21 protein-coding genes are annotated in these 21,710 nt (G+C 60.1%); 16 read left to right on the plus strand and 5 right to left on the minus strand.

From position 1 onward, the window contains the following. The first annotated feature begins 46 nt into the window (after window positions 1-46). The 4 genes from NW858_RS10480 (at window position 47) to NW858_RS10495 (ending at window position 5,383) form a co-directional block, all read left to right on the plus strand. Complete coding sequence (locus tag NW858_RS10480; RefSeq protein WP_414335836.1) at window positions 47-1,351, plus strand: CmpA/NrtA family ABC transporter substrate-binding protein; 1,305 nt, start codon at window positions 47-49, stop codon at window positions 1,349-1,351. A gap of 144 nt (window positions 1,352-1,495) precedes the next feature. Further along, the gene (gene ntrB, locus NW858_RS10485) at window positions 1,496-2,431 is read left to right on the plus strand and encodes a nitrate ABC transporter permease (RefSeq protein WP_414520456.1); all 936 of its coding nucleotides are present in this window, start codon (window positions 1,496-1,498) and stop codon (window positions 2,429-2,431) included. 81 nt (window positions 2,432-2,512) lie between these two features. After that, a complete protein-coding gene (locus tag NW858_RS10490) occupies window positions 2,513-4,504 on the plus strand; it encodes a nitrate ABC transporter ATP-binding protein (RefSeq protein ID WP_414335839.1) in 1,992 nt (663 codons plus the stop codon). Window positions 4,505-4,540: 36 nt separating this feature from the next. Beyond that, window positions 4,541-5,383 (plus strand): ABC transporter ATP-binding protein, encoded by an 843-nt coding sequence (locus tag NW858_RS10495; RefSeq protein ID WP_414335841.1) that lies wholly within the window; start codon window positions 4,541-4,543, stop codon window positions 5,381-5,383. Window positions 5,384-5,661: 278 nt separating this feature from the next. Here the strand turns inward: NW858_RS10495 and NW858_RS10500 are convergent, their stop codons facing one another. Together NW858_RS10500 and NW858_RS10505 are read right to left on the minus strand one after the other, a co-directional pair. Further along, a complete protein-coding gene (locus NW858_RS10500; protein WP_414334195.1) occupies window positions 5,662-6,405 on the minus strand; it encodes a class I SAM-dependent methyltransferase in 744 nt (247 codons plus the stop codon). A gap of 48 nt (window positions 6,406-6,453) precedes the next feature. Next, a complete protein-coding gene (locus NW858_RS10505; RefSeq protein ID WP_414520457.1) occupies window positions 6,454-6,945 on the minus strand; it encodes an FHA domain-containing protein in 492 nt (163 codons plus the stop codon). A 443-nt stretch (window positions 6,946-7,388) separates the two neighbouring features. Here NW858_RS10505 and NW858_RS10510 point away from each other — a divergent pair, with 443 nt between their 5' ends. From NW858_RS10510 to NW858_RS10530, 5 genes are all read left to right on the plus strand, one after another. Beyond that, entirely contained in the window at window positions 7,389-8,027 is a 639-nt protein-coding gene (locus NW858_RS10510; RefSeq protein WP_414341683.1) for a DUF3038 domain-containing protein, read from the plus strand. A 48-nt stretch (window positions 8,028-8,075) separates the two neighbouring features. Next, window positions 8,076-9,005 (plus strand): DUF4335 domain-containing protein, encoded by a 930-nt coding sequence (locus NW858_RS10515; protein ID WP_414334201.1) that lies wholly within the window; start codon window positions 8,076-8,078, stop codon window positions 9,003-9,005. Window positions 9,006-9,106: 101 nt separating this feature from the next. Beyond that, window positions 9,107-10,153: a CobW family GTP-binding protein gene (locus tag NW858_RS10520; RefSeq protein WP_414520458.1), complete on the plus strand. Its 1,047-nt coding sequence runs from the start codon at window positions 9,107-9,109 to the stop codon at window positions 10,151-10,153. Window positions 10,154-10,233: 80 nt separating this feature from the next. Next, window positions 10,234-10,560 carry a hypothetical protein gene (locus tag NW858_RS10525; RefSeq protein ID WP_414334206.1) on the plus strand — a complete coding sequence of 109 codons (327 nt, stop codon included), beginning with the start codon at window positions 10,234-10,236 and terminating at the stop codon, window positions 10,558-10,560. 2 nt (window positions 10,561-10,562) lie between these two features. Continuing rightward, window positions 10,563-10,784: a hypothetical protein gene (locus NW858_RS10530; protein WP_414334207.1), complete on the plus strand. Its 222-nt coding sequence runs from the start codon at window positions 10,563-10,565 to the stop codon at window positions 10,782-10,784. A gap of 52 nt (window positions 10,785-10,836) precedes the next feature. On the opposite strand, the gene guaA is transcribed toward NW858_RS10530, so the two are convergent. Beyond that, window positions 10,837-12,387, minus strand: a complete 1,551-nt coding sequence (guaA, locus tag NW858_RS10535; protein WP_414334239.1) for a glutamine-hydrolyzing GMP synthase — start codon at window positions 12,385-12,387, stop codon at window positions 10,837-10,839. Between the two features lie 394 nt (window positions 12,388-12,781). On the opposite strand from guaA, the gene NW858_RS10540 reads away from it, so the two are divergent. The 3 genes from NW858_RS10540 to NW858_RS10550 all read left to right on the plus strand — a co-directional run bounded on the left by NW858_RS10540 (window position 12,782) and on the right by NW858_RS10550 (window position 15,068). Then, complete coding sequence (locus NW858_RS10540; protein ID WP_414349006.1) at window positions 12,782-13,807, plus strand: hypothetical protein; 1,026 nt, start codon at window positions 12,782-12,784, stop codon at window positions 13,805-13,807. Continuing rightward, complete coding sequence (gene rsmG / locus NW858_RS10545; protein ID WP_414337192.1) at window positions 13,804-14,586, plus strand: 16S rRNA (guanine(527)-N(7))-methyltransferase RsmG; 783 nt, start codon at window positions 13,804-13,806, stop codon at window positions 14,584-14,586. The genes NW858_RS10540 and rsmG overlap by 4 nt, the downstream gene beginning before the upstream one ends. A gap of 194 nt (window positions 14,587-14,780) precedes the next feature. Next, window positions 14,781-15,068: an RNA recognition motif domain-containing protein gene (locus NW858_RS10550; RefSeq protein ID WP_414337193.1), complete on the plus strand. Its 288-nt coding sequence runs from the start codon at window positions 14,781-14,783 to the stop codon at window positions 15,066-15,068. Window positions 15,069-15,114: 46 nt separating this feature from the next. Here the strand turns inward: NW858_RS10550 and NW858_RS10555 are convergent, their stop codons facing one another. Next, window positions 15,115-15,948, minus strand: coding sequence for a metal ABC transporter permease (locus tag NW858_RS10555; RefSeq protein WP_414337194.1), 834 nt, complete (start codon window positions 15,946-15,948; stop codon window positions 15,115-15,117). A 15-nt stretch (window positions 15,949-15,963) separates the two neighbouring features. Next, complete coding sequence (locus tag NW858_RS10560) at window positions 15,964-16,719, minus strand: metal ABC transporter ATP-binding protein (protein WP_414337195.1); 756 nt, start codon at window positions 16,717-16,719, stop codon at window positions 15,964-15,966. A gap of 62 nt (window positions 16,720-16,781) precedes the next feature. Between NW858_RS10560 and NW858_RS10565 the strand changes: the two genes are divergently transcribed. The 4 genes from NW858_RS10565 to NW858_RS10580 all read left to right on the plus strand — a co-directional run bounded on the left by NW858_RS10565 (window position 16,782) and on the right by NW858_RS10580 (window position 21,563). Beyond that, window positions 16,782-17,711 carry a metal ABC transporter solute-binding protein, Zn/Mn family gene (locus NW858_RS10565; RefSeq protein ID WP_414520459.1) on the plus strand — a complete coding sequence of 310 codons (930 nt, stop codon included), beginning with the start codon at window positions 16,782-16,784 and terminating at the stop codon, window positions 17,709-17,711. Window positions 17,712-17,783: 72 nt separating this feature from the next. Continuing rightward, window positions 17,784-19,589, plus strand: coding sequence for an aspartate--tRNA ligase (aspS, locus tag NW858_RS10570; protein WP_414520460.1), 1,806 nt, complete (start codon window positions 17,784-17,786; stop codon window positions 19,587-19,589). A 60-nt stretch (window positions 19,590-19,649) separates the two neighbouring features. Then, window positions 19,650-20,426 carry an enoyl-ACP reductase FabI gene (gene fabI, locus NW858_RS10575; RefSeq protein ID WP_414334223.1) on the plus strand — a complete coding sequence of 259 codons (777 nt, stop codon included), beginning with the start codon at window positions 19,650-19,652 and terminating at the stop codon, window positions 20,424-20,426. 21 nt (window positions 20,427-20,447) lie between these two features. Further along, window positions 20,448-21,563 (plus strand): AI-2E family transporter, encoded by a 1,116-nt coding sequence (locus NW858_RS10580; RefSeq protein ID WP_414334225.1) that lies wholly within the window; start codon window positions 20,448-20,450, stop codon window positions 21,561-21,563. Window positions 21,564-21,710 lie beyond the last annotated feature (147 nt).

Raw genomic sequence — 21,710 nt, forward strand, 5'->3', positions numbered from 1 at the left:
TGGGGAAGGTTTTCTCTCTGCGTCGTTCAAAATCTTGGAGGTTCCGATGTCTAAACTGTTCTCCCGTCGCCAATTTTTGGCCGGGGCAGCCGCCCTGGCAGCAGGAGCAGCCGCGGCTGGGATCCCACGCGCCCAATCGCAATCTTTGGGTCAGGGCTACTGGGTGGCCCAGGCCGATACTCCCGAGACCCCGCGGGCCAAGCTGGGGTTCATTGCTCTCACCGACGCCGCCCCCCTGATCATCGCCAAAGAGAAGGGGTTTTTTGACAAGTACGGCATGAAGGACGTGGAGGTGGTCAAGCAGGCCTCTTGGGGCACCACCCGCGACAACTTGGTGCTGGGATCCGCTGCTGGCGGCATCGATGGGGCGCACATTCTCACCCCCATGCCCTATCTCATCACCACCGGCAAAGTTACCGATGGCAAGCCGGTACCGATGTACATTCTGGCCCGCCTGAACTTGGACGGTCAGTGCATCAGCATTGCCAACGAGTACCGGGATTTGCAAATTGGCCTGGATAGTTCCCCCCTCAAAGCCAAGTTTGCGGAAGCGCGAGCTGCCGGCAGGGATCCCAAATGCGCGGTAACCTTCCCCGGCGGCACCCACGACCTGTGGATGCGCTACTGGCTGGCCGCCGGCGGGATCGATCCCAATGGCGATGTCTCTGTCATTGTGGTGCCGCCGCCCCAGATGGTGGCCAACATGAAATCCAAAACGATGGAAGCCTTCTGTGTGGGCGAGCCTTGGAATGCTCAACTGGTGAACCAAAAAGAGGGCTATACCGCCCTCACCACCGGCGAGCTGTGGAATCGCCATCCTGAGAAAGCCTTTGCTCTGCGGGCTGACTGGGTGGATGCCCACCCGAAAGCCACCTTGGCGCTGTTGAAGGCGGTGCAAGAAGCCCAGATCTGGTGCGACCAAATGGAGAACAAAGAGGAAATGTGCCGGATCATCGGCGACCGCCGCTGGCTGGGGGTTCCTGTGGCCGATATCTTGGGTCGCGCCAAAGGCACCTTTGACTACGGCACCGGCAAAGTGGTGCAAAACAGCCCCCACCTGATGAAGTTCTGGCAAGACAATGCTTCCTACCCCTTCAAGAGCCACGACCTTTGGTTCCTGACCGAAGACATCCGCTGGGGCTATCTGCCCGCCGACACGGATACCAAAGCCCTGGTGGACAAGGTCAACCGAGAAGATCTCTGGCGCGAGGCCGCCAAAGCCATTGGCCAAGAGGCCGCCATTCCCCCCAGCACCTCTCGCGGCGTGGAAACCTTCTTCGATGGGGTGAAGTTCGATCCCGAAAATCCGGCTGCCTATCTGGAGAAATTGGCCATCAAGAAGCTGGCCTAACCTGAACTACTGCAAACCCCCTGTCCGAGAGAGAAGGGATCCCTCAATTTCCCTAAGAAACCCCAGACCTGTTCAAATGAAACCCCTTCTCTCTCGCGATTCCCCTAAGCTGACGTTTGACAATAGCCTTACTCCCAAACAACTATGCGTGTTCTCCACTTTGCTTTGAAGGCGAGCTACCACCTCTTCCCTTTGCTCATCCGCTTAGGCCGTTGGCTGCTGAGCCAAGGTGCCTCTCTTCAGGCCCATGCCGGGATCCCTTCTGCCACGAGCTCTGGATCCGCTTGGAGGCAACGAGTCCGGATCCATCAAGCGCTGCGCCGCATTCTCTTGCCCGCTACGGCAATTTTCATCGTGCTCCTGCTCTGGCAAATCCTCTACAGCCGGCCCGGCGCCAACCTGCCCACCCCGCTCCAAGTTTGGCAGGACACCTGGGATCCCCTCATTAAAGATCCCTTTTTTGACTACGGCGGCAACGCCAAAGGACTGTTCTGGCAAATCTGGGCCAGCCTGCAGCGGGTGTTCATTGGGTTTTTCTTGGCCAGTCTGGTGGGGGTTTTGGGCGGCATGGTGATCGGGGTCAACCGCTGGTTGCATGAGGCTTTGGATCCCATTGTTCAGGTGTTGCGCACGGTGCCACCTCTGGCTTGGCTGCCGATTTCTTTGGCCGCCTTTCGCGATGCCAACCCCTCCGCCATTTTTGTTATCTTCATCACGGCCCTCTGGCCCATTTTGATCAACACCATTGCCGGTGTACAGCGGATCCCACAGGACTACCGCAATGTGGCCAGAATTGTACGCATGTCCGGCTGGAAGTATTTCTTTAAGATTGTCTTTCCGGCCACGGTGCCCTACATCTTTACCGGCCTGCGCATCGGGGTGGGCCTCTCTTGGCTGGCGATTGTGGCTGCAGAAATGTTGGTTGGCGGGGTGGGCATCGGCTTCTTCATTTGGGATGCCTGGAATAGCTCCCGCATCAGCGAAATTATTGTGGCTTTGATCTATGTCGGCCTGGTTGGCCTTTTGTTGGATCGGGTTACGGCTTGGATTGGCTCGCTGGTGGTTGCCGAGGATCACTAGGTTGGACTGAGCCCGGAGTTGGCTGCTGACAGTTTGCTCACTTTTCAAAAATGAATCTCAAGGGATCCCTTAGGTAGCATCATGAAGACTCAGCCCTACATCGAAGTTGACCATGTAGACAAAGACTTTTTCCTGGACAATGGGGAGGTTTATCCCGCTCTAAGAGACATCCATCTGGAGATCCAAAAAGGGGAATTTGTCTCGCTAATTGGCCACTCCGGCTGCGGCAAGTCCACCCTCCTCAACATCATCGCCGGCCTGGAAAAACCCTCCCGCGGCGGCGTGCTGCTGGAAGGCCGGCAGATGACGGAGCCCGGCCCGGAGCGCATGGTGGTGTTCCAGAACTATTCCCTGCTGCCCTGGCTGACGGTGCGGGAAAACATCGCCCTAGCCGTGGACGAGGTGCTGGGATCCCTTCCCCAAGCAGAGCGAGCCCGCATCGTGGAAGAGCACATCCGCCGCGTGGGTTTGCAGGGGGCAGCCGACAAGCGGCCCGCCCATCTGTCGGGGGGGATGAAACAGCGGGTGGCCATTGCCCGGGCTTTGGCCATTCGCCCGCGGGTGCTGCTGCTGGATGAGCCGTTTGGGGCGTTGGACGCCCTCACCCGCGGCAGCCTGCAGGAGCAACTGATGGAGATTGCCCAGGCGGAGCAGCTCACCTGTATTTTGGTTACCCACGATGTGGATGAGGCGCTTCTGCTTTCGGATCGGGTGGTGCTGCTGACCAATGGCCCGGAGGCCCGCATCGGCCAGATCTTGCGGATCCCGTTTCCGCGGCCGCGCCACCGGTTGGAAGTGGTGAATCACCCCGAGTACTACAGCCTGCGGGGGGAGATGATCTACTTTCTCAACCAGCAAAAGCGGGCCCGCCAGAAAACTCCTACCCGTGTGGCCATCGCCAAGGGGGGGCTGGAAAAAGTCAACTTGGCAATTGGCTTTGTGCCCCTCAACGACTGCGCCCCTCTGGTGGTGGCCCAAGAAAAGGGCCTGTTTCAGAAGTACGGCCTGGAACAGGTCACGCTGGTCAGGGAGCCGGGCTGGAAAACCATCTGGGAAGGGAGCCGCTCCGGTCGGCTGGATGCGGCCCTGGTGGTGGCCGGGATCCCTTTGGCCTCTACCCTGGGGGTGGGCGGGGTACCGGTGCCTTTGGTAACTGCGCTTACTGTTTCCCGCGGCGGCAACGCCATCACCTTTGGGCGCCGACTCCTGCTGCAGGCCTTCCAGAGCCCCTGGGATCTTCGCCAGTACCTCCGCCAAACTCCCGATACGGTTCATACGCTGGGGGTGGTGCACCCGGCCTCGATGCACAACTTCCTATTGCGCTATTGGCTGGCCAGCGGCGGCGTGGATCCGGATCGAGATGTGACGTTGACGGTGATCCCGCCGCCGCAGATGGTGGCCCACCTCAAGGCCGGCAACATCGACGGCTACTGCGTGGGCGAACCCTGGAACTCCCGCGCCGTGCGGGAACAGGTGGGGGTTATCGTTGCCACCACTCCCGAACTCTTGCCCAGCCACATCGAGAAAGTCCTGGCGGTGCGCCAAGACTGGGCCCAAAGCTACCCCCGCACCCACGTGGCTCTGGTCAAGGCGCTGCTGGAGGCCTGTCACTACTGCGATCAGCCGCAGCACCGTCCCCAGATCCTGGAGTGGCTGGCCCAGCCCCAGTATGTGGGCGTGGTCACAGCCGATCTGGAGCCGGGGTGGAGGGGCATCCTGCAGCGGGGCATTGCCGATGAATCGCAGGTGATTGTCGGTTTCCACCAGTTTGCCAACGGGCGCAACACCTGCCCCGAACGCTTGGAGCACCTCTGGATCCTGACGCAGATGGCTCGCTGGGGCATCTGCCCCTTCCCTCGCAATTGGGTTGCTGTCCTCGACCAAGTGCTGGATGACAAAACCTACGCCCTAGCTGCCAGAGAACTGGGGCTGCCGGATCGGGCCCACGATCGCGGGGCTTTGCTCTTTGCCGACGGATCCCGCTTTGATGGCGAGGATCCCTTGAACTACCTGGAGTCGGTGGCCATTCGCCAGGAGCTGAAGCTGCAGGAATACCCCCTCAGCAAGGTCTAGTTTTTGCCCTACTGAACTCAACTGGAAGGCTTTATGATGACCCACTCTCGCTTAACTTCTTTGTCCTTTTCTTCAGCCTCTTCCCTCTCAGGTCTGCCCCTTCTTTCCCTTCAGAATGTGGGCAAGACCTACTTTACGGCGGCAGGAGCCTTTGTGGCGCTAGAAAATGTCAACTTGGAAGTGGCCGCCGGCGAATTTGTCTGCATCATCGGCCACTCCGGCTGCGGCAAGTCCACCTTGATCAACATGGTGGCCGGGTTTTCTGCTCCTACTTCGGGATCCATCACCCTCAAGGGCCAGCCCATCACCGCCCCAGGGCCGGATCGGATGATGGTGTTCCAGAACTATTCCCTTCTGCCCTGGCTGACGGCTTTTGAAAATGTTTATTTGGTGGTGGATCAGGTCTATCCCGATAAATCCCCCAGAGAGAAAAGGGAAATCGTTCAAGAACACCTGGAACTCGTGGGTTTGGCCGAAGCAGCCCACAAGCGGCCCAAGCAGCTCTCCGGGGGTATGAAGCAGCGAGTGGCCATTGCCCGCGCGCTGGCGGTGCGCCCAGAAGTGCTGTTGCTGGATGAGCCCTTCGGGGCCTTGGATCCCATTACCAAGCAAGAGCTGCAGGATGAGCTGCTGGCCATTTGGCGAGATCACCGCTGCACGGTTTTGATGATTACCCACGACATCGACGAGGCTCTTTATCTGGCAGACCGGGTGGTGATGATGACCAATGGCCCTGCTGCCCATATTGGCGAGATTTTGACGATCCCCTTTGGGCGACCGCGCAGCCGCGCGCGCATCATGGAAATGCCGGAATTTTACGAATTGCGCAACTCTGCCCTCGACTTTCTCTACCGTCGCTTTGCCCATGAGGAGAACTAATCAGGGAGTTAACCCTCACCCCTGGCCCCTCTCCCTGAGGGATGGCCCAAGCGCTCCGCGCCGCTCACGCGACCACCCCTGGCCCCTCTCCCTGAGGGATGGCCCTCACCCCCAGCCCCTCTCCCTGAGGGAGAGGGGAGTTAGAGGGGCGCGTTCGCGGCAGCGTTCGTAGCAATCACGACAGTAACGAAGCATTTCATTGCTATTTGGAATGACCATACTGCAGAGACTCCGTCCTGCTTGGGCGATTGGATTTGCGATCCCAGTTGCCGCTCCCCTCAGCTTTTGTTCCACTTACGGTAGCAGCGGGCGGTGATGAGATAGGGATGAAACACTTCTAAGAAGTGGCTTTGCAACACCTGAAAGAATTGCTCGACTTTTTGCGGATCGTCCAGGTGAAAAGGAAATTCACCATTAAACCCCTTGAAAAAGTACCAGTTGATCAACAATTTGCCTTCCGGCTTAAGCCAGGCGTAAAACTGACGCAACTGCGCTGCCGGATCCGGCAAATGCTCTAGTACATCGAAGCAGATGACGGTGTCAAAGGGGATCCCTTGCGGGAAGGTTTCCGGGCAGTGGATCCGTTCGCCTAGGCCCAGCTTTTCCGCCCGCAGTTGCACAAACTGCCGATGGATGGGGTTGATATCCCAGAAAATCACCTGCTCCACCGCCGGGCAGAGAGCCGCCCCAATGGCGTGGGTGCCAATGCCACCGCCAAAATCCAGCACCAGACCGCGGGCATGGTCGGCCACCAGGCGCAGGGTATTGCCGATGTAGTCGGTGCTGCTCAGGTGCCAAGCGGCCAAGTCCAGCAAATAGGCGGATCCCACCCGATCCCGGTAAAAGGCGTCTGCCTGATCCCAGCCGAAGTCGCGCCGGCCCAGCTCTGCCAACTGTTGCTGCCCCAGCCGCAGCTTCTCCCGCAGCTCACCAGCCTCAAGGCCCAGGAAGGATCCCAGATGGGCTGCCAGGTCGAAGCCATTTTGCCAGTAGCCGCTCAGGGCAGGGGGCATGGGAGGCACAGGAACCCAAAACTCGGCAGGGGGCTGGGTTGAGAATCATTCACCCCATCAAGCGGCGGTGAAGTCGTCGTTCTCTCTGGGCGTCTCTTTCGAGGTTGCTCTCTGGGATCCGGCCAGGGCTACATTGTCGCCGAGGGTCGGCGGCCTCAAGAGAGCCGCTAGCGTCTCCGGGCTGAGGCGGTCGGTGCTCTCCACAATTGCCGTCACATTCGGGCCGAAGCCTATCTTATCCAAAAGCTCAAGGCGATGGGACAAAACCCGTTTCCCATTGACAAACAAACCATTGGTGCTGCGGCGGGATGCCGAGCTGCCGTCGAAGATCATGTAGCCGTATCCGGCCCGGTTCTCTTCCGGGATGCGGATAATCAGGGCATGCTCTCGCGAAACACAAGGGTCGCAGAGGCGGATGTGGTTGCTGGCTGCCCGGCCCACCGAGTAGTAAATCTTGTCCAAGACAACGCCGCGCCGACCCATCTGATCGGTGAGGATCAAGACCCAGTGGACAGGGTTGGGTTGGGCAGCAGGAGCGCTCATGCTCATCTGTGGGTACGCCCGGCGCTGAGGCGGTCAGAAAGGGCAGCCCAGAGACAGCCAGGCAATCAAGCCGCAAAATGCGGATCCCTCTCTCTTCCCAGCCGCTACAGACTCCAATCATACACCACCATTCTGGGCCAACAGCGCCGTCTTGCCACTCTCCTTTTCTTGAGGGCCAACAGGCTGGAAAGATGGGTTCGTTGCAAAAATAACAACTGACCCAGAACAACTCGGTCTGACTTCTAACCTGGTTGGGGAACTCTTCAGAAGCGAGAATGAGCAGGACAATGGCCAGCGCCTGCCAGATGTCCTTATCCAAGCCTTCGGCCAGAGCAAGGGTCAGAAAGTCTTGCTCCCTCAAGCACAGGAGGGATCCGGTTGCAGGTTTGGCTCGAACAGGAGATCATAGAGTTTCGTTGAAACCAAAAGCTCCCCTTGACAGCGTGACGGTGGAATCTAAACAGACTCAGCTAGACCCTCAGCCCGCCGGCCTTACCACAGCTACCGGTACCATCAAAGCCCAGTTGGATTTGTTGCTACTGGGGCTGGAATCCCTGAGCGGAGAAAGTTCTGAGGCGGTTCTGGCTGCAGCCAAAGCTCTAGACTTGGAAGATCAGATTGGCGATCGGGTAGCCCTCTGGCGCCTGCGCAACGCTAACCCTCTGCGCCGCAGCAGCGGTGGGCGCAAGAGAGTCGATATCGAAGAGGCCCGCGCCCTGGTGATGGTGATTGCCCATCTGGCTGCTCAGCAACAGGCCCGTATCCGCAGCACCTTGGAACAACTGGAAGCTGCTGTCGAGCAGGAGCTCAGCCCTTTCCGTCAGCCGCTGGTGGGAGACTACCTAGATGAATTTCTCTCTCACTATCGCAGCCGCATGGTGGATGGGGATGTGCGCGACGAGAACAGCCTTGCCGAGCTGGCCCTGCGCATCTTGATCGAGCTGATGTTCTACAGCAGCCCCAGAGGGGCACAGCGCCTGTGGAAAGCCTTGCTCAGCCGTCCTGAGATGGAGTTGCCCGCCGGCAGTGACCTAGAAGAAGGGGAGGTAGCCCATAGCTCCGGATCGGATGCTTTGCCCTCTTCCTGAAATAGACTCCTTCTCCTGGGATCCTTAGTCTGTGTTGTTTCGGTTGCCATGCCCAGTCTCACCCTTCTCAGCCATACCTATCAACAGCCCACCTCGACCCTCACGGTGCGGGGAGAAGCGCCCAGCCTGCCCGAAGCTGCGGGGGGTTCCTCAACGCCGCTCCTGCGAGCCATCCAGCAGAACTTCGAGTGTCAGTTGGAAATTCGCCAGGGGGAGACCAGCAAAACTCTGCAGGGGGACAGTGTTTGGCTCAACGATTTGATCACGGTGATCGACCGCTACGTCGGATCCCATCTGAGCGGAGAACCCAAGGGAACCTTCAGCGGTACTGTGGCCATCCGTCCGCTGGATTTTATTTTTCATCGCCTCACGGTGCGCCAAGGGGAGGATCGCATCGCCCAGGTGGATCTGTCGATGACCCAGTTGTACGACCTGCTGGAGAACCTTTCCCAAGTGGCCGATGACATTCCCCAACTGGCCAGTCTGGGAACTCCGGTGAGGCGGGCTTGGTATCGACAGCCCACCGGGATCGCCGCCCTGCTGGTGGGAGGGATCGCTCTCGTGGCCGGTGTCGGGATCTGGGCCAGCCGCCCACCCAGGGATCCTACGGCTGCCAACTCGGTGCAGGAGCAGCTCACCACCCCTGCGGTGTCGGGTCAACCGCAGCCTTTGGCCACAACTGCCCCAGAACTTGACTCAACAGGGCCGGCTCCCCTTCTCCGTCTGCGAGACACTCTGGCAGAGCAATGGCAGTCTCCCCCTGATTTGCAGGAGAGCCTGGTCTATTGGATAACCGTGGATGGGACGGGATCCCTGTTGGCTGCCGAGCCGGAGAATGAGCTGGCCCGGCAGCGCCGCGCCGCAACTCCTTTTGCCGACCTGCCGGAGTTGCCGCCGGATCCCTTGCCGACAGGCGCGCGACAGTTCCGCGTCAGCCTGGAGCCGGGCAACCGAGTGGAAATCGCCCAGGACAGATAGCCATCTCGACAAGCCAAGCTGAGGGGGGCACCCGGTCTCACGGGACGAGGGCAATGAGGATAGAGTGGAAGAGTTCCCTTTATCTAGATCGCTGCCCCTCTATGACCGCAACCATCGAAGTGCCCAAGCGAGGCTTACCTGTCACCATCATCACGGGTTTTTTGGGCAGTGGGAAAACCACCCTGCTCAACCACATTCTCAGCAACCAAAAAGGGATGCGCACGGCGGTGCTGGTCAACGAATTCGGCGAGATCGGCATCGACGGCGAGCTGATCGTCTCCAGCGAAGAAGACCTGGTGGAGCTGAACAACGGCTGCATCTGCTGCACCATCCGGGATGACATCGCCGAGAGCGTGCTGCGCCTGATGGAACGCTCCGCCAAAATCGACTACCTGGTGGTGGAGACCACAGGATTGGCGGATCCCTTGCCGGTTGCCCTCACCTTTTTGGGGCCAGAGTTGCGGGATCTGACGCGGCTGGACTCGATCATCACCTTGGTAGACGCCACCAACTTCGCCCCCGACCTGTTCAACAGCGACGTGGCCTACAGCCAAATTGCCTATGGGGATGTGATTCTCCTCAACAAAACGGACTTGGTCGAGCCGACGGAAATCGAGCGCCTGGAAAAACGCATCCGCGAGATCAAGGAAGATGCCCGCATTTTGCGCACGGTCAACAGCGCAGTACCCCTGGAGCTGATCCTGGATACAGATCTGTTTCAGTCCAGCTCTCTGCCCCAGGAGGAGGCTCACGACACTGAGCATGGGCACGAGCATGACCATGAGCATAACCATGAGCACGACCACGAACACAGCCACGAGCATGGCCACTCGCACCGCAGCCACATCGAGGTTGATGGTTTTAACTCCCTAGCTTTTGAGAGCGATCAGCCTTTTTCTCTAGACGCCTTCCAGAACTTTCTCAATGAGTTGCCCGAGGCAGTCTTTCGGGCCAAAGGGATCCTGTGGTTTGAAGAAAGCCCAGAGCGACATATCTTCCACCTCAGCGGTCGGCGCTACACCCTCAGCAGCGATGCATGGCCTCGCCAGCCCAAAAACCAGTTGGTGCTCATCGGCCAGCACCTCGATACGGCCAAGCTGCGGCAAAAGTTGCAAGCCTGTCTTGTCCCTGCGCCCGTCCAGGGCTAAGAACTGGGTGGCAGCTTAGAAGCGTCGGGCCCCGTTCCCGCAGCCTCGCGAGGGGAGCCTTGAGAGAGGGCATCCCAGCTATGTCCGACATTTTTGTGATGATCCGCAACCAGGCCAACAACGCCCTCACTTCCATCGACGGGATCCCTTTTCTCAGTTTCTTGGAGCGAGAGGGGCAGTTGATCGCAGAAGAAACCATCGAGCTGATTTATGCGGATGCTGGATTTGATGACCTGCCGGTTGGAGAATACACTGTGGGGGTAAGGCATGAACGGGTGGAGCCCCCCAAAGCTACCTGCCCAGTAAGTATCGCCTCTGAGGATGAGGTTGTTTTGGTAACATTTGTTTACCTTGAGCCCGAGCGGGTTCTGCTGACGATTCATGTCTCTGTGGAGAAGAGGTTGTAGCTATGACGGTCAAAGTCATCCCATCGCACTCGATCAAAGCCTTTCGCTATCGGGTGTTTTGTTTGGGACACGATCTCTGGAATGCCCGGGATCCGATTAGCCGTGCCAACCTGGCCCTACAACTGGCCGACGCGGCCACAACCCTGGCTCGCATGGAAGTCCAAGCCGCTCAGCCCTTCAGCTCAAGCCCTTCCTATTCCCTGCCAGAAGCAGGCCATCGGTGATTGATCCAGGCCGGCCTTGAGGCCAGAGGCAAGGGATCCCGCCTGACCCGCATCACTCCCACTCGATGGTGCCGGGTGGCTTGGAAGTGATGTCATAAACGACGCGGTTAATGCCCGGCACCTCGTTGACGATGCGGTTGGAGATGGTGGCCAAGAGGTCGTAGGGCACCCTGGCCCAATCCGCCGTCATACCATCTTCGCTGGTAACCAGTCGTACCACCACTGGGCAGGCATAGGTGCGCTTATCCCCCATCACCCCCACCGAGCGCACTTCCGGCAGCAGCACGGCAAAGGCTTGCCACAACTTGGGGTAGTAGCCGGAGCGGTTGATCTCCTGGCGGACAATCATGTCCGCCTCGCGCAGGGTTTCCAGCCGCTCTTTGGTGACTTCGCCCACAATGCGGATGGCCAGTCCCGGCCCCGGGAAAGGATGGCGGCCAACAATTTCTTCCGGCAAACCCAACGAGCGGGCCAGTTGCCGCACCTCATCTTTGAAGAGCTTGCGCAGAGGTTCTACCAGCTTAAAGCGCAGATTTTCCGGCAGCCCGCCGACATTGTGGTGGCTTTTGATCTTGACGGCAATGCGCTCTCCGGTCACCGGATCCACATTGGTATTGGCCGACTCGATCACATCGGGGTAAAGAGTACCCTGGGCCAGGTACTCGAAGGGGCCCAGCCGCTGGGATTCTTCCTCAAAGACGCGAATAAACTCTGCCCCAATCCGTTTGCGCTTCTCCTCGGGATCGGTGACCCCCTGCAACTGCCGGAGAAACCGCTCTTGTCCGTCCACGTAGTGGACAGGGATGTGAAATTGCTCTTGGAAAAGGCGCAGCAGCCGCTGCGGCTCATCCTTGCGCATGAACCCCTGATCGATGAAGACGCAGGTGAGCTGGTCGCCGATGGCCTTGTGCAGCAAAAAAGCCAAAGTAGAGCTGTCCACCCCCCCCGAAAGGGCCAACAACACCTTCTTGTCGCCCACGCGGGCCCGGACTTCCCGAATCGCCTCCTCCAGAAAAGCTTCCGTTGTCCAGGTGGGCTCGCAGCCGCAGATGTGATAGACAAAATTGCGAATGAGAAAGGCACCGGCCTCCGAGTGGGCCACCTCTGGGTGAAATTGCACCCCGTAAAGACGGCGAGTGGGATCGGCAATGGCGGCACAGGGGGTGTTGTCTGTGGCAGCCAGGGCGTGAAAACCTGGCGGCAACTCGGTCACCGCATCCCCATGGCTCATCCACATAATGCTGTTTTCCGGCAAGTTGGTGAGCAGGTCGGTGGGATCCAAAATGTGCAGGGCGGCACGGCCGTATTCTCCCTTCTGGGCTGGCTCCACCTTGCCCCCCAACTGCTGCACCATGAGCTGCATGCCGTAGCATACGCCCAGGATGGGGATCCCTAAGTTCCAGATCTCCGGGTCACAAGCAGGAGCGCCCGGCTCATAGACCGAGTTGGGGCCGCCGGAGAGGATGATGCCCTGGGGCCGCATTTGCCGCAGGTGTTCAGCAGTGGTGCGGTAGGAAAGGATTTCCGAATAGACGTGGGTTTCGCGAATACGACGGGCAATGAGCTCCGAGTACTGGGATCCAAAGTCGAGAATAACGATCATCTGGCGCTGCACCTTGAGGGGGGAGAGAGACAGGTCAGAGCTAAGGAGAGATGCAGAAGCGCTCACAAAACCTCGCACAGTGCAGAAGAGAAAACCCGAACCAAGAAACCAACTTGGCTGTGGATAAGAAACGTTAAGGACCTTTCCATCGTAGCAGGGATGGGGGATTTTCTTGCAGCCGCCTGTCCTGGACAGCTTCTCCCAGGCCCGCTTTGAGAACAGAACTTCTCTGAAAAACTGTCTGATGAGCCCTGCCCCGCCAGCCAAGCGATGACTCCCAGTAACAATCGCAATAGTGAACCCAGAGACGCCAGGGCCGAGTCAAGACTTATGATCGTAAGGAGGCGATCCAGACCGGTGGGGATATTGGCAGGGATCTGCGATCCATCGTTTTATGTCCATTGTGGCTGAATCCTTTCAAACCTATCTTCGTCGTCGCCGCCGCCTGCTGGCCCGCCGCCTCAAACGGCAGCAGGGGTGGGGTGTGGTTTTGGCTTTGTTGGCTTTGTATTTGCTCAGTTGGGATGCGCCGGGCCAGGCTGGGCTATTGCCGCACCTGTGGAGGGGGCAACCCCTGTGGTTGGTGGTGATCCCGCTGTTGGGGGGAGGGCTGTACAGCTTGGGTGCAGGGCTCATCTGGATGCTGCGGCAGCGCCGACTTCCCCAGGGATCCGCAGGTTCTGCTCAGCTTCTGGCCCAGATGATCAGCTTGCCCCACTTGGCTTTGGCCGCTCTGCTCTGGCTGGGGTTGGCGATTTGGGGAGAGCATCTTCTGCCTTTTCTGGCCCAGCAAAAGCCGCAGTTGTTGGCAGGCCTGGTGATCAGTTGGCTGCTGGCCCAGGGGTGGAGTTTTCTGCAAACGGGTTGGGTGGTAGAGGCTGGACAACTGTGGGCCGATTATCTGCAGGAGTTGCGCGGCTCTGTATTGCAGCCCTGCTACCAGCGCCTGGAAACCTGTCGTCGCTCGCTCCATTTTTACCATGCCATTTGGCAAGATCTGCAACTGGAAGAACTGGAGGCCCAGCACCTGATTCAACTGTTGTCTGAGTCGTTGCTGCCGCTGACGCTGCCGCTCAAGGTTTATGCTCAGCGGGTTCACCATTGCTGCCAGCAGTTGGCGGCCTTATTGGCCCAGATGCAAGAGCGGGTAGAACGGCTGGAGCAGGTGCTTTTGGATATAGAGCTGGAGTTGGCTGCCCAGCAGCCGTTGCAAGCTCAGCCCCAACCGATCAACTTGCTGGCAGAAGATTGGGCCAACTGCCAGGAGCTGGATTTGCAGGAGCTGGTTTGCTTGAACCAGGAGCTGCTGGGCGCCGACCGATCTTTGCAGGGCTTGACCCAAGAGCTGAAAGGCTGGGCCGACCGAGCCATTCCCGCCGGATTGCAACTGGGATCGCGATGGCTGGGATCCCTGGGATGAAGAAGGCTGCCCCGCCTACCTCTGAGCCCCCCGAACTGGAGGCCCTCTGGGAGAGCTGGCTGGCGGAGCTGGGCTGGCAGCCTTCTGAGCCGCAGCGGCAGCAACTGCAACAGCTCTATCCCCTGGTGATGGCCGGAAACCGCACCCAGAACCTGACCCGCATCACCGCTCCCATCGATTTTTGGGAGAAACACCTGTGGGACTCGCTGCGGGGCCTGCGCTTGCTGGGATCCTGGGCGGCGATTCAAGCTCGGCCCTGGCGGGGCATCGACATCGGCACCGGGGCAGGGTTTCCAGGGATCCCGGCCCAAATTGCCCTGCCCCAGGCCAGCTTCACCCTACTGGACAGCAGCCAACGCAAGATTGCCTTTGTGCAAGAGGCCCTGCAGCAGCTCTCCCTGACCCAGGCGCGGGCGGTGGCCCAGCGAGCCGAAATCTGGGGGCAAGACCCGCAGGAACGCGGCAGCTACGATCTGGCCCTGGCCAGAGCCCTGGCAGCGGCAGAGGTTTGCGCCGAGTATTGTCTGCCCCTGCTCAAGGTGGGGGGACGCGCCATCCTCTACCGTGGCCATTGGATCGAGGCAGAAGCCCAAACTCTGGAGCGAGCCCTTTCTCTCCTGGGGGGGAAGCTGATCCACGTCGAAGCCTTCACTACCCCCCGCAGCCACGGGATACGGCATTGCCTGCTGGTGGAGAAAGTTGCCCCCACACCAGCTTGCTATCCCCGCTCTCCCGGCATTCCCAAACGCCAGCCGTTGGGCCAAGGCAAGCGCTGCTAACAGTTGGGATCCTTAATTTCCTAGCTCAAAAAAGCTTCTGCAAATTCTTGGAGAAAGATCTTGGACAGGTAGTTTGCAAATGCCGTTGGGGAGACTAAGATGTGGTTGGCATCAGGTTCGGATTGAGCCAATGGTCTAACCAGGTGAGCTTCCGAACTGAGCGCTAAAGGTTAAGGTTCGGAGTTCGCTACGTTATGACCATTTTTGTGGGCAATCTGTCCTTCAAGGCCAGTGAAGAAGATCTGCGGCTTGTGTTTGCCGAGTACGGCACCGTCAAGCAAATTAAGCTGCCGGTAGATCGGGAAACGGGCCGCAAGCGCGGCTTTGCTTTTGTGGAGCTGGAAAACGAGGCCGACGAGCAAAAAGCCATCGACGAGCTGGATGGCGCCACCTGGATGGGCCGGGATCTGAGGGTCAACAAGGCAATGCCACGTCAGGCCAGCGCAGGCGGCAGTCGAGATGGTCGCTCTTCCCGCTTCTAATCGGATAGGCTCTGGGCCGGGGATCCCTCTCTTCTCTCCCCGGCCTTTAGCTTTGGCCGAAGATGACTCTGGCCAGAAAGGCTAAGCCAAACCAGACGGAGGCCACCAAGACAATGGCCGGGCCGGAGGCGACGTTGAGGTAGTAGCTAGCGTACATCCCCAGCAGGCTAGCGCTGACGCCAAAGAGGGATCCCAGCAGCATTACCTGGTGCAGGCGAGGCGCCAGCAGGTAAGCTGTTGCTGCTGGCGTGATGAGCATGGCCAGCACCAGCAGCACCCCCACCGCCTTCATGCTGGCCACCAGAGTGAGGGAGGTGAGCGCCATCAGCCCCCATCCCAACCCTGCAGTAGGCAGGCCGGCTGCCTTGGCCCCCAGGGGATCGAAACTGTAGAAGGTCAGCTCCTTAAAAAAGAGGGCCACCAATCCCAGCACCAGGACGGTGATGCCCACCACTGTCAACACATCAGCGGCGCTCACCCCCAGGAGGTTGCCGAAGAGGAAGTGGTTGAGATCGATGCGGGCCCGCCGTTGGATTAACGTGATTAAGAGGATCCCTAGGGCAAAAAAAGCAGAAAAGACGATCCCCATGGCCGCATCGGGCTTGAGGGGGGTGGCGGAGCGGATCCACTGGATGAGCAGGGCGCTCAGTAACCCCGCCACGAAGGCACCGACAAAGAGGTTGAGATCCAGCAGGTAGGCAATGGCCAGGCCCGGCAGCAGCGAATGGCTGAGGGCATCCCCCAGGAGGGCCAAGCTTTGCACCAGCAAATAGCTGCCCACCACCGCGCAGAGAACGCCGATGGCCACCGCCACCAGCAGAGCCCGCTGCATAAAGGCAAACCGCAAGGGATCCGCCAGGGTGTGCCAGAGCCCTTCCATACCACCCCTCACCCCCTAGGCAGCTGAGTCCAAGGGCAGGATGCGGCCATAGGCCCGCTGCAACACCTGCGGCTGCAGCACCTGCTGCGGGGATCCCTGGGCAATCAGGACGCGGTTGAGGAGAAGCACCTCATCAAAGTGGGCCAGCGCCTGCCCCAGGTCGTGGTGCACCACCATCACGATATGGCCGGCGTCGGCCAGCTCCCGCAAAACCTGAAACACAATGGCCTCGCTGGGCTGGTCGATCCCGGCCAGCGGCTCGTCCAGGGCGTAGATCTCGGCTGCCTGCGCTAGAGCCCGCGCCAAAAACACCCGCTGCTGCTGTCCCCCTGATAGCCGACCGATGGGCCGATCCCGATAGGCCCCCATCCCCACCCGCTCCAGAGCTTGCGCTGCCCGCTCCCGACCTTGCGGACCGATGCGGCGCAACCAGCCGGCAGCTCTCACCTGTCCCATCAGCACCACATCCCACACCGTGGCCGGAAAGCTCCAGTCGATGGCCGACCGCTGCGGCACATAGGCCACCTGCTCCCCCCGCAGCGCCTGGCCGCCGTAGCGCACCTCGCCCCCCTCTTTTGGCACCAACCCCAACAGCGCCTTGAGCAGCGTACTTTTGCCGGCCCCGTTGGGCCCCAGGATGCCCGTGATGCGCCCCGGCCGGATCTCGGCGCTGATCCGCTCCAACGCCAGCAACTTGCCATAGCGCACCGTCAGATCCCGCACCACCAGAGAGGCCGGACGAAGAGGGAGAGCAATCGCTGGCTTTTTCATTTTCCTTTCATTTTCGCCAAGACCAGTGTACCCTAAGGGGAAACTCAAATAGTGAAACAATTATGAAAACCAAGATCTTTTCTTTGCGCCGCTTGGTGGTAGGGCTTGGCCTGCTGATGGGCGGTTGGCTGTCCCTGGCCGGCTTGGCTGTGGCACGTCCCCGCGTTGTGGTTACCACCACCTTGATCGCCGATTGGGTAGGGCAGGTGGGGCAAGATCGCGTTGAGCTCAGCAGCCTGCTGCAGCCGGGACAGGATCCCCACGTCTATGAGCCGACACCGGCAGATGCCGCAGCTCTCGAGCAGGCGGATCTGGTGTTTTACAACGGCTACAACTTGGAGGCGGGGTTGATTCGTCTCGTCAACGCTGCTGCTCAACGGGCGCGGCGGGTTGCCCTGGCCGAGATCCTCGACCCCATCGTCACCGATGAGGACGGGATCCCGACGCCGGATCCCCATGTATGGGGCAATGTGGAAAACGTCATCCTCATGGTGGAGCCCATTGCCCAGGAGCTGGCGGAACAGGTGCCCGGCGAAGCGGCTTTTTTTCAGGCCAATGCCGCCGCCTATCGGACGGAGCTGGAAGAACTCCACGCCTGGATCGCAGAGCAGATTCAGACCATTCCCCCTGCCAACCGGGTTTTGGTGACCACCCACGCTGCCTTTGCCTACTACACCCAAGCCTACGGCCTGAAGATGGGGGGATCCCTCTTGGGGATGAGCACCGAGGAACAGCCCAGCGCCCAGACGGTGGCTCGGTTGGTGGAGGAGATCCGCGCCCTGGGGGTGCCGGCGGTTTTTGCCGAGACCACCCTTAACCCCGCTCTCATCCAAACGGTGGCCGCCGAAGCGGGAGTCCAGGTGGCCGAACAGGAACTGTACTCGGACTCCCTAGGGGAGCCAGGCAGCGGTGCCGAAACCTACATCGCTATGATGCGCCACAACACCTGCACGATTGTGGGGGCCTTGGGCGGATCCCCTGATTGTCCTTGAGGGGCAGAATCGAGGCAGGGGGGCTGAGTTTTGTATGATAGGGGCTCAGACCCTTGTTTTCTTACCGCGTCCATGCCTGCTGCTATCCGTCGCCCGCCCCGTTCCCTCTATTGTGGCCAAGTGCGCCCAGCTCACATCGGCCAGAGTGTCACCCTCTACGGCTGGATCGACCGCCGCCGCGACCACGGGGGCGTGATCTTTCTCGATCTGCGGGATCGCTCCGGCATTGTGCAACTGGTGGCGGATCCCCAGAAGACCCCCCTCTCCTACGAGCTGGCGGGGCAGGTGCGCAACGAATATGTGGTACGGGCAACGGGAACGGTTCAGCGGCGGCCTGAAGACTCCTTTAACCCCCGCCTGGCCACCGGCGAAGTGGAGGTCTACGCAGAAGAGCTGGAAATTCTCAGCCGCGTGGGCAAGCAGCTTCCCTTCAGTGTCTCGGGGGAAGAAGGGGAAGAGGTGCGGGAGGAGATTCGCCTGCGCTACCGCTACTTGGACTTGAGGCGAGAGCGCTTGTCCCGCAACCTGCAACTGCGCCACCAGGTGATCAAGGCCATTCGCCGCTTTCTGGAGGACGAAGAAGGCTTTATCGAGGTGGAGACCCCCATCCTCACCCGCTCCACCCCCGAAGGTGCCAGAGATTACTTGGTGCCCAGCCGCGTCAACCCCGGCGAGTGGTTTGCCCTGCCGCAGTCGCCCCAGCTTTTTAAGCAGTTGCTGATGGTGGCTGGCGTGGATCGCTACTACCAAATTGCCCGCTGTTTTCGGGATGAAGATCTGCGGGCGGATCGCCAGCCGGAGTTTACCCAGTTGGACATGGAGATGAGCTTCCTGGATCAGGAGGCAATCTTGGAGCTCAACGAGCGGCTCATCGGCCACATCTTCAAAACTGTCAAAGGGATCGACCTGCCCCGTCCCTTCCCGCGGCTGACCTACGCCGAGGCTATGGCCCGCTACGGCTCCGACAAACCCGACACCCGCTTTGGGCTGGAGTTGGTGGATGTTTCGGGGGTGTTTCAGGGATCCCGCTTCAAAGTCTTCGCCAAAGCCCTGCAGCAGGGGGGAGTGATCAAGGCTCTGCCGGTGCCCGGCGGCGACGAGAGGATCTCCAACACCCGCATCAAGCCCGGCGGCGATCTGTTCAAGCTGGTTACCCAGTACGGGGCGGGCGGCCTGGCCTTCATTCGGGTGCGCGCCGGCAGCCTCGATACCATTGGTGCCCTCAAGGAAAGCCTTAGCCCTGAGCAGGAGAAGCAGTTGCTGCAGATGACCAACGCCAAGCCAGGGGATCTGCTGCTGTTTGGGGCAGGGCCGGCTGCCGTGGTCAACGAGTCGCTGGGCCGCCTGCGGCTGCACCTGGGGCAGGAGCTGGGCTTGATCCCGGAGAACGCCTTGAATCTTCTCTGGATCACCGATTTCCCCATGTTTGAGTTCAACGCCGAGGAAAACCGCCTAGAAGCCCTGCACCACCCCTTTACCGCTCCCCACCCCGACGACTTGGCCGACCTAAAAACGGCGCGGGCCCAGGCCTACGACCTGGTCTGGAACGGCGTGGAAGTGGGCGGGGGATCCCTGCGCATCTACCAGCGGGAGATCCAGGAGCAGGTTTTCCAGGCCATCGGCCTCACCCCTGAGCAGGCGCGGGACAAGTTTGGCTTTTTGCTAGAAGCCTTTGAGTACGGCACGCCGCCCCACGGGGGCATCGCCTACGGCCTAGACCGGCTGGTGATGCTGCTGGCGGGGGAAGATTCCATCCGCGATGTCATCGCCTTTCCCAAAACCCAGCAGGCCAGGTGTTTGCTCACCGGCGCCCCTGCCGGCGTCGAGGCCAAGCAGCTCAAAGAACTGCACGTGGCTTCCACCTATCAGCCCAGCTAAGGGATCCCTTCTTCTGTGGGAGGATAGATAAACAATGCACCCCTACTCCTTGTTCTCCCTATGCTAGACCTGACCGGAAAAAAAGCCTTGGTAACCGGCATTGCCAACGAGCGTTCTATCGCCTGGGGCATTGCCCAGCAACTGCACAAAGCGGGGGCCAGCCTGGGGGTTACCTATCTACCCGACGAGCGGGATCGCTTCAAAACCAAAGTCCAGCAATTGACGGAGCCCCTACAGCCCGACTTTCTCCTTCCCTGCGATGTGCAAAGCGACCAGCAGATCAACGATCTGTTTCAAGGGGTGGCCCAAAAATGGGGTCAGGTCGATATCTTGGTTCACTGCCTGGCTTTCGTTAAAAAAGAAGAGCTGAGCGGCAACTTTAGCGATATTTCCCGAGAAGGGTTTGCCCTGGCCATGGATGTGAGCACCTACTCCCTGATTGCCCTCTGCCGGGCCGCCAAGCCCCTCTTGAGAGCCGGCAGCAGCATCCTCACCCTCACCTATCTGGGGGGAGTGCGGGTGGTGCCCAACTACAACATGGCCGCTGTAACCAAAGCGGGCCTGGAAACCTGTGTTCGCTACCTGGCGGCCGAGCTGGGCCCTGCCGGGATCCGGGTGAATGCTATCTCTGCCGGGCCCATTCGCACCCTGGCTTCTTCGGCGATTTCGGATTTTCATGCCATGCTGCACGCGGTGGAGGAGAAAGCTCCGCTGCGGCGCAATATCACCCAGCTCGAGGTGGGCAATGTGGCTGCTTTTTTGGCCAGCGACCTGGCCAGCGGCATTACCGGCCAGGTGATCTACGTGGATAGTGGATATAGCATCCTGGGTTTTTAGGCTCTTGGGGATCCCCCTGGCATGAATCGCTTCTCGCCCTTGCAGCGGCTGCTGCTCACCTGGATTTTGATCGTCATTAGCGGCTGGCTGGCCCTACAGGTGGGCCGGCTGTTTGGCCATCTGCTCACCACCATCCTGACGGCGGCGGTGCTGGCCTTTTTGCTCAACTATCCGGTACAGGTGCTGCGGCGCTATCGGGTCAGTCGGGGTTTGGCGGTCACCCTGGTTTTTGCCCTGTCGGTGGTGCTGCTGGCCTTGGTAGGGATCGCCATCGTGCCCATCCTGGCCAAGCAGGTGGTGCAGTTGGGGGCGCGGATCCCGGAGTGGGTGGATACCTTACAAAGCTGGCTGGATCAAATCAGCCTGTGGGCGGCAGAGCGCAACATCAACCTCGGCCAGACAGAGCTGGTGAACACCCTCCTCAACCGCCTGCAGGCCAGCGCCGAAAAAATTGCCGGCCAATCCCTGGACATCCTCCTGGGCACCTTTAACCAGGTGATCGATTTGGTGTTGGTACTGGTGTTGGCCCTCTACATGCTGCTCTACGGCGGCCAGTTTTGGCAGGGGTTGCTCAGCCTCTTTCCCAAGCCCTGGGGGCCGCGCATCGGCGAAGCCCTGGCTCTGAGTTTCCAGAACTTTCTCATCAGCCAGTTGGTGTTGGGGTTCATCATGGCCCTGATGCTGGTGCCAATTTTTGGTTTTTTGCGCGTGCCCTTCGGGCTTTTGTTTGGCCTGTTGATCGGCCTGCTGGAGGTGATCCCGCTGGTGGGAGGCTTTATCGGCATCGGCGCGGCAGCGGTGCTGCTGGCCTTTCAGGATATCTGGCTCAGCCTCAAGGTGGTGCTGGTCTCCCTAATTGTGCAGCAGGTTAAGGATCGGGTCATCGCCCCTCGCCTGATGGGGGAGCTGATTGGCCTCAACCCGGTGTGGATCTTGATCGCCCTGTTGGTGGGGGCGCAACTGGGGGGTATCCTGGGCGTGATCATCGCCATTCCCCTCTCTAGCGTGGTCAAAAGCCTCTACGAGATCGCCCGTTCTGCTGACTTGGCCGCCGAAGAGGGTGGCAAGCTGACCTCTCTTGGCGAAAGCCTTAGGGAAACTCGCCGGGATCCCGCCTTGCCCAAGCCAGAGACCTAGCAGGTCTAGCCCCGATCCCCATCTCCCCTCTCCCTCTGGGAGAGGGGCCGGGGGTGGTCGCGTGAGCGGCGCGGAGCGCTTGGGTCTCTGGGAGAGGGGCCGGGGGTGGTCGTGTGAGCGGCGCGGAGCGCTTGGGCCTCTGGGAGA

Source organism: Synechococcus sp. H55.10 (genome assembly GCF_047502715.1).
Classification (GTDB): Bacteria; Cyanobacteriota; Cyanobacteriia; order Thermostichales; family Thermostichaceae; genus Thermostichus.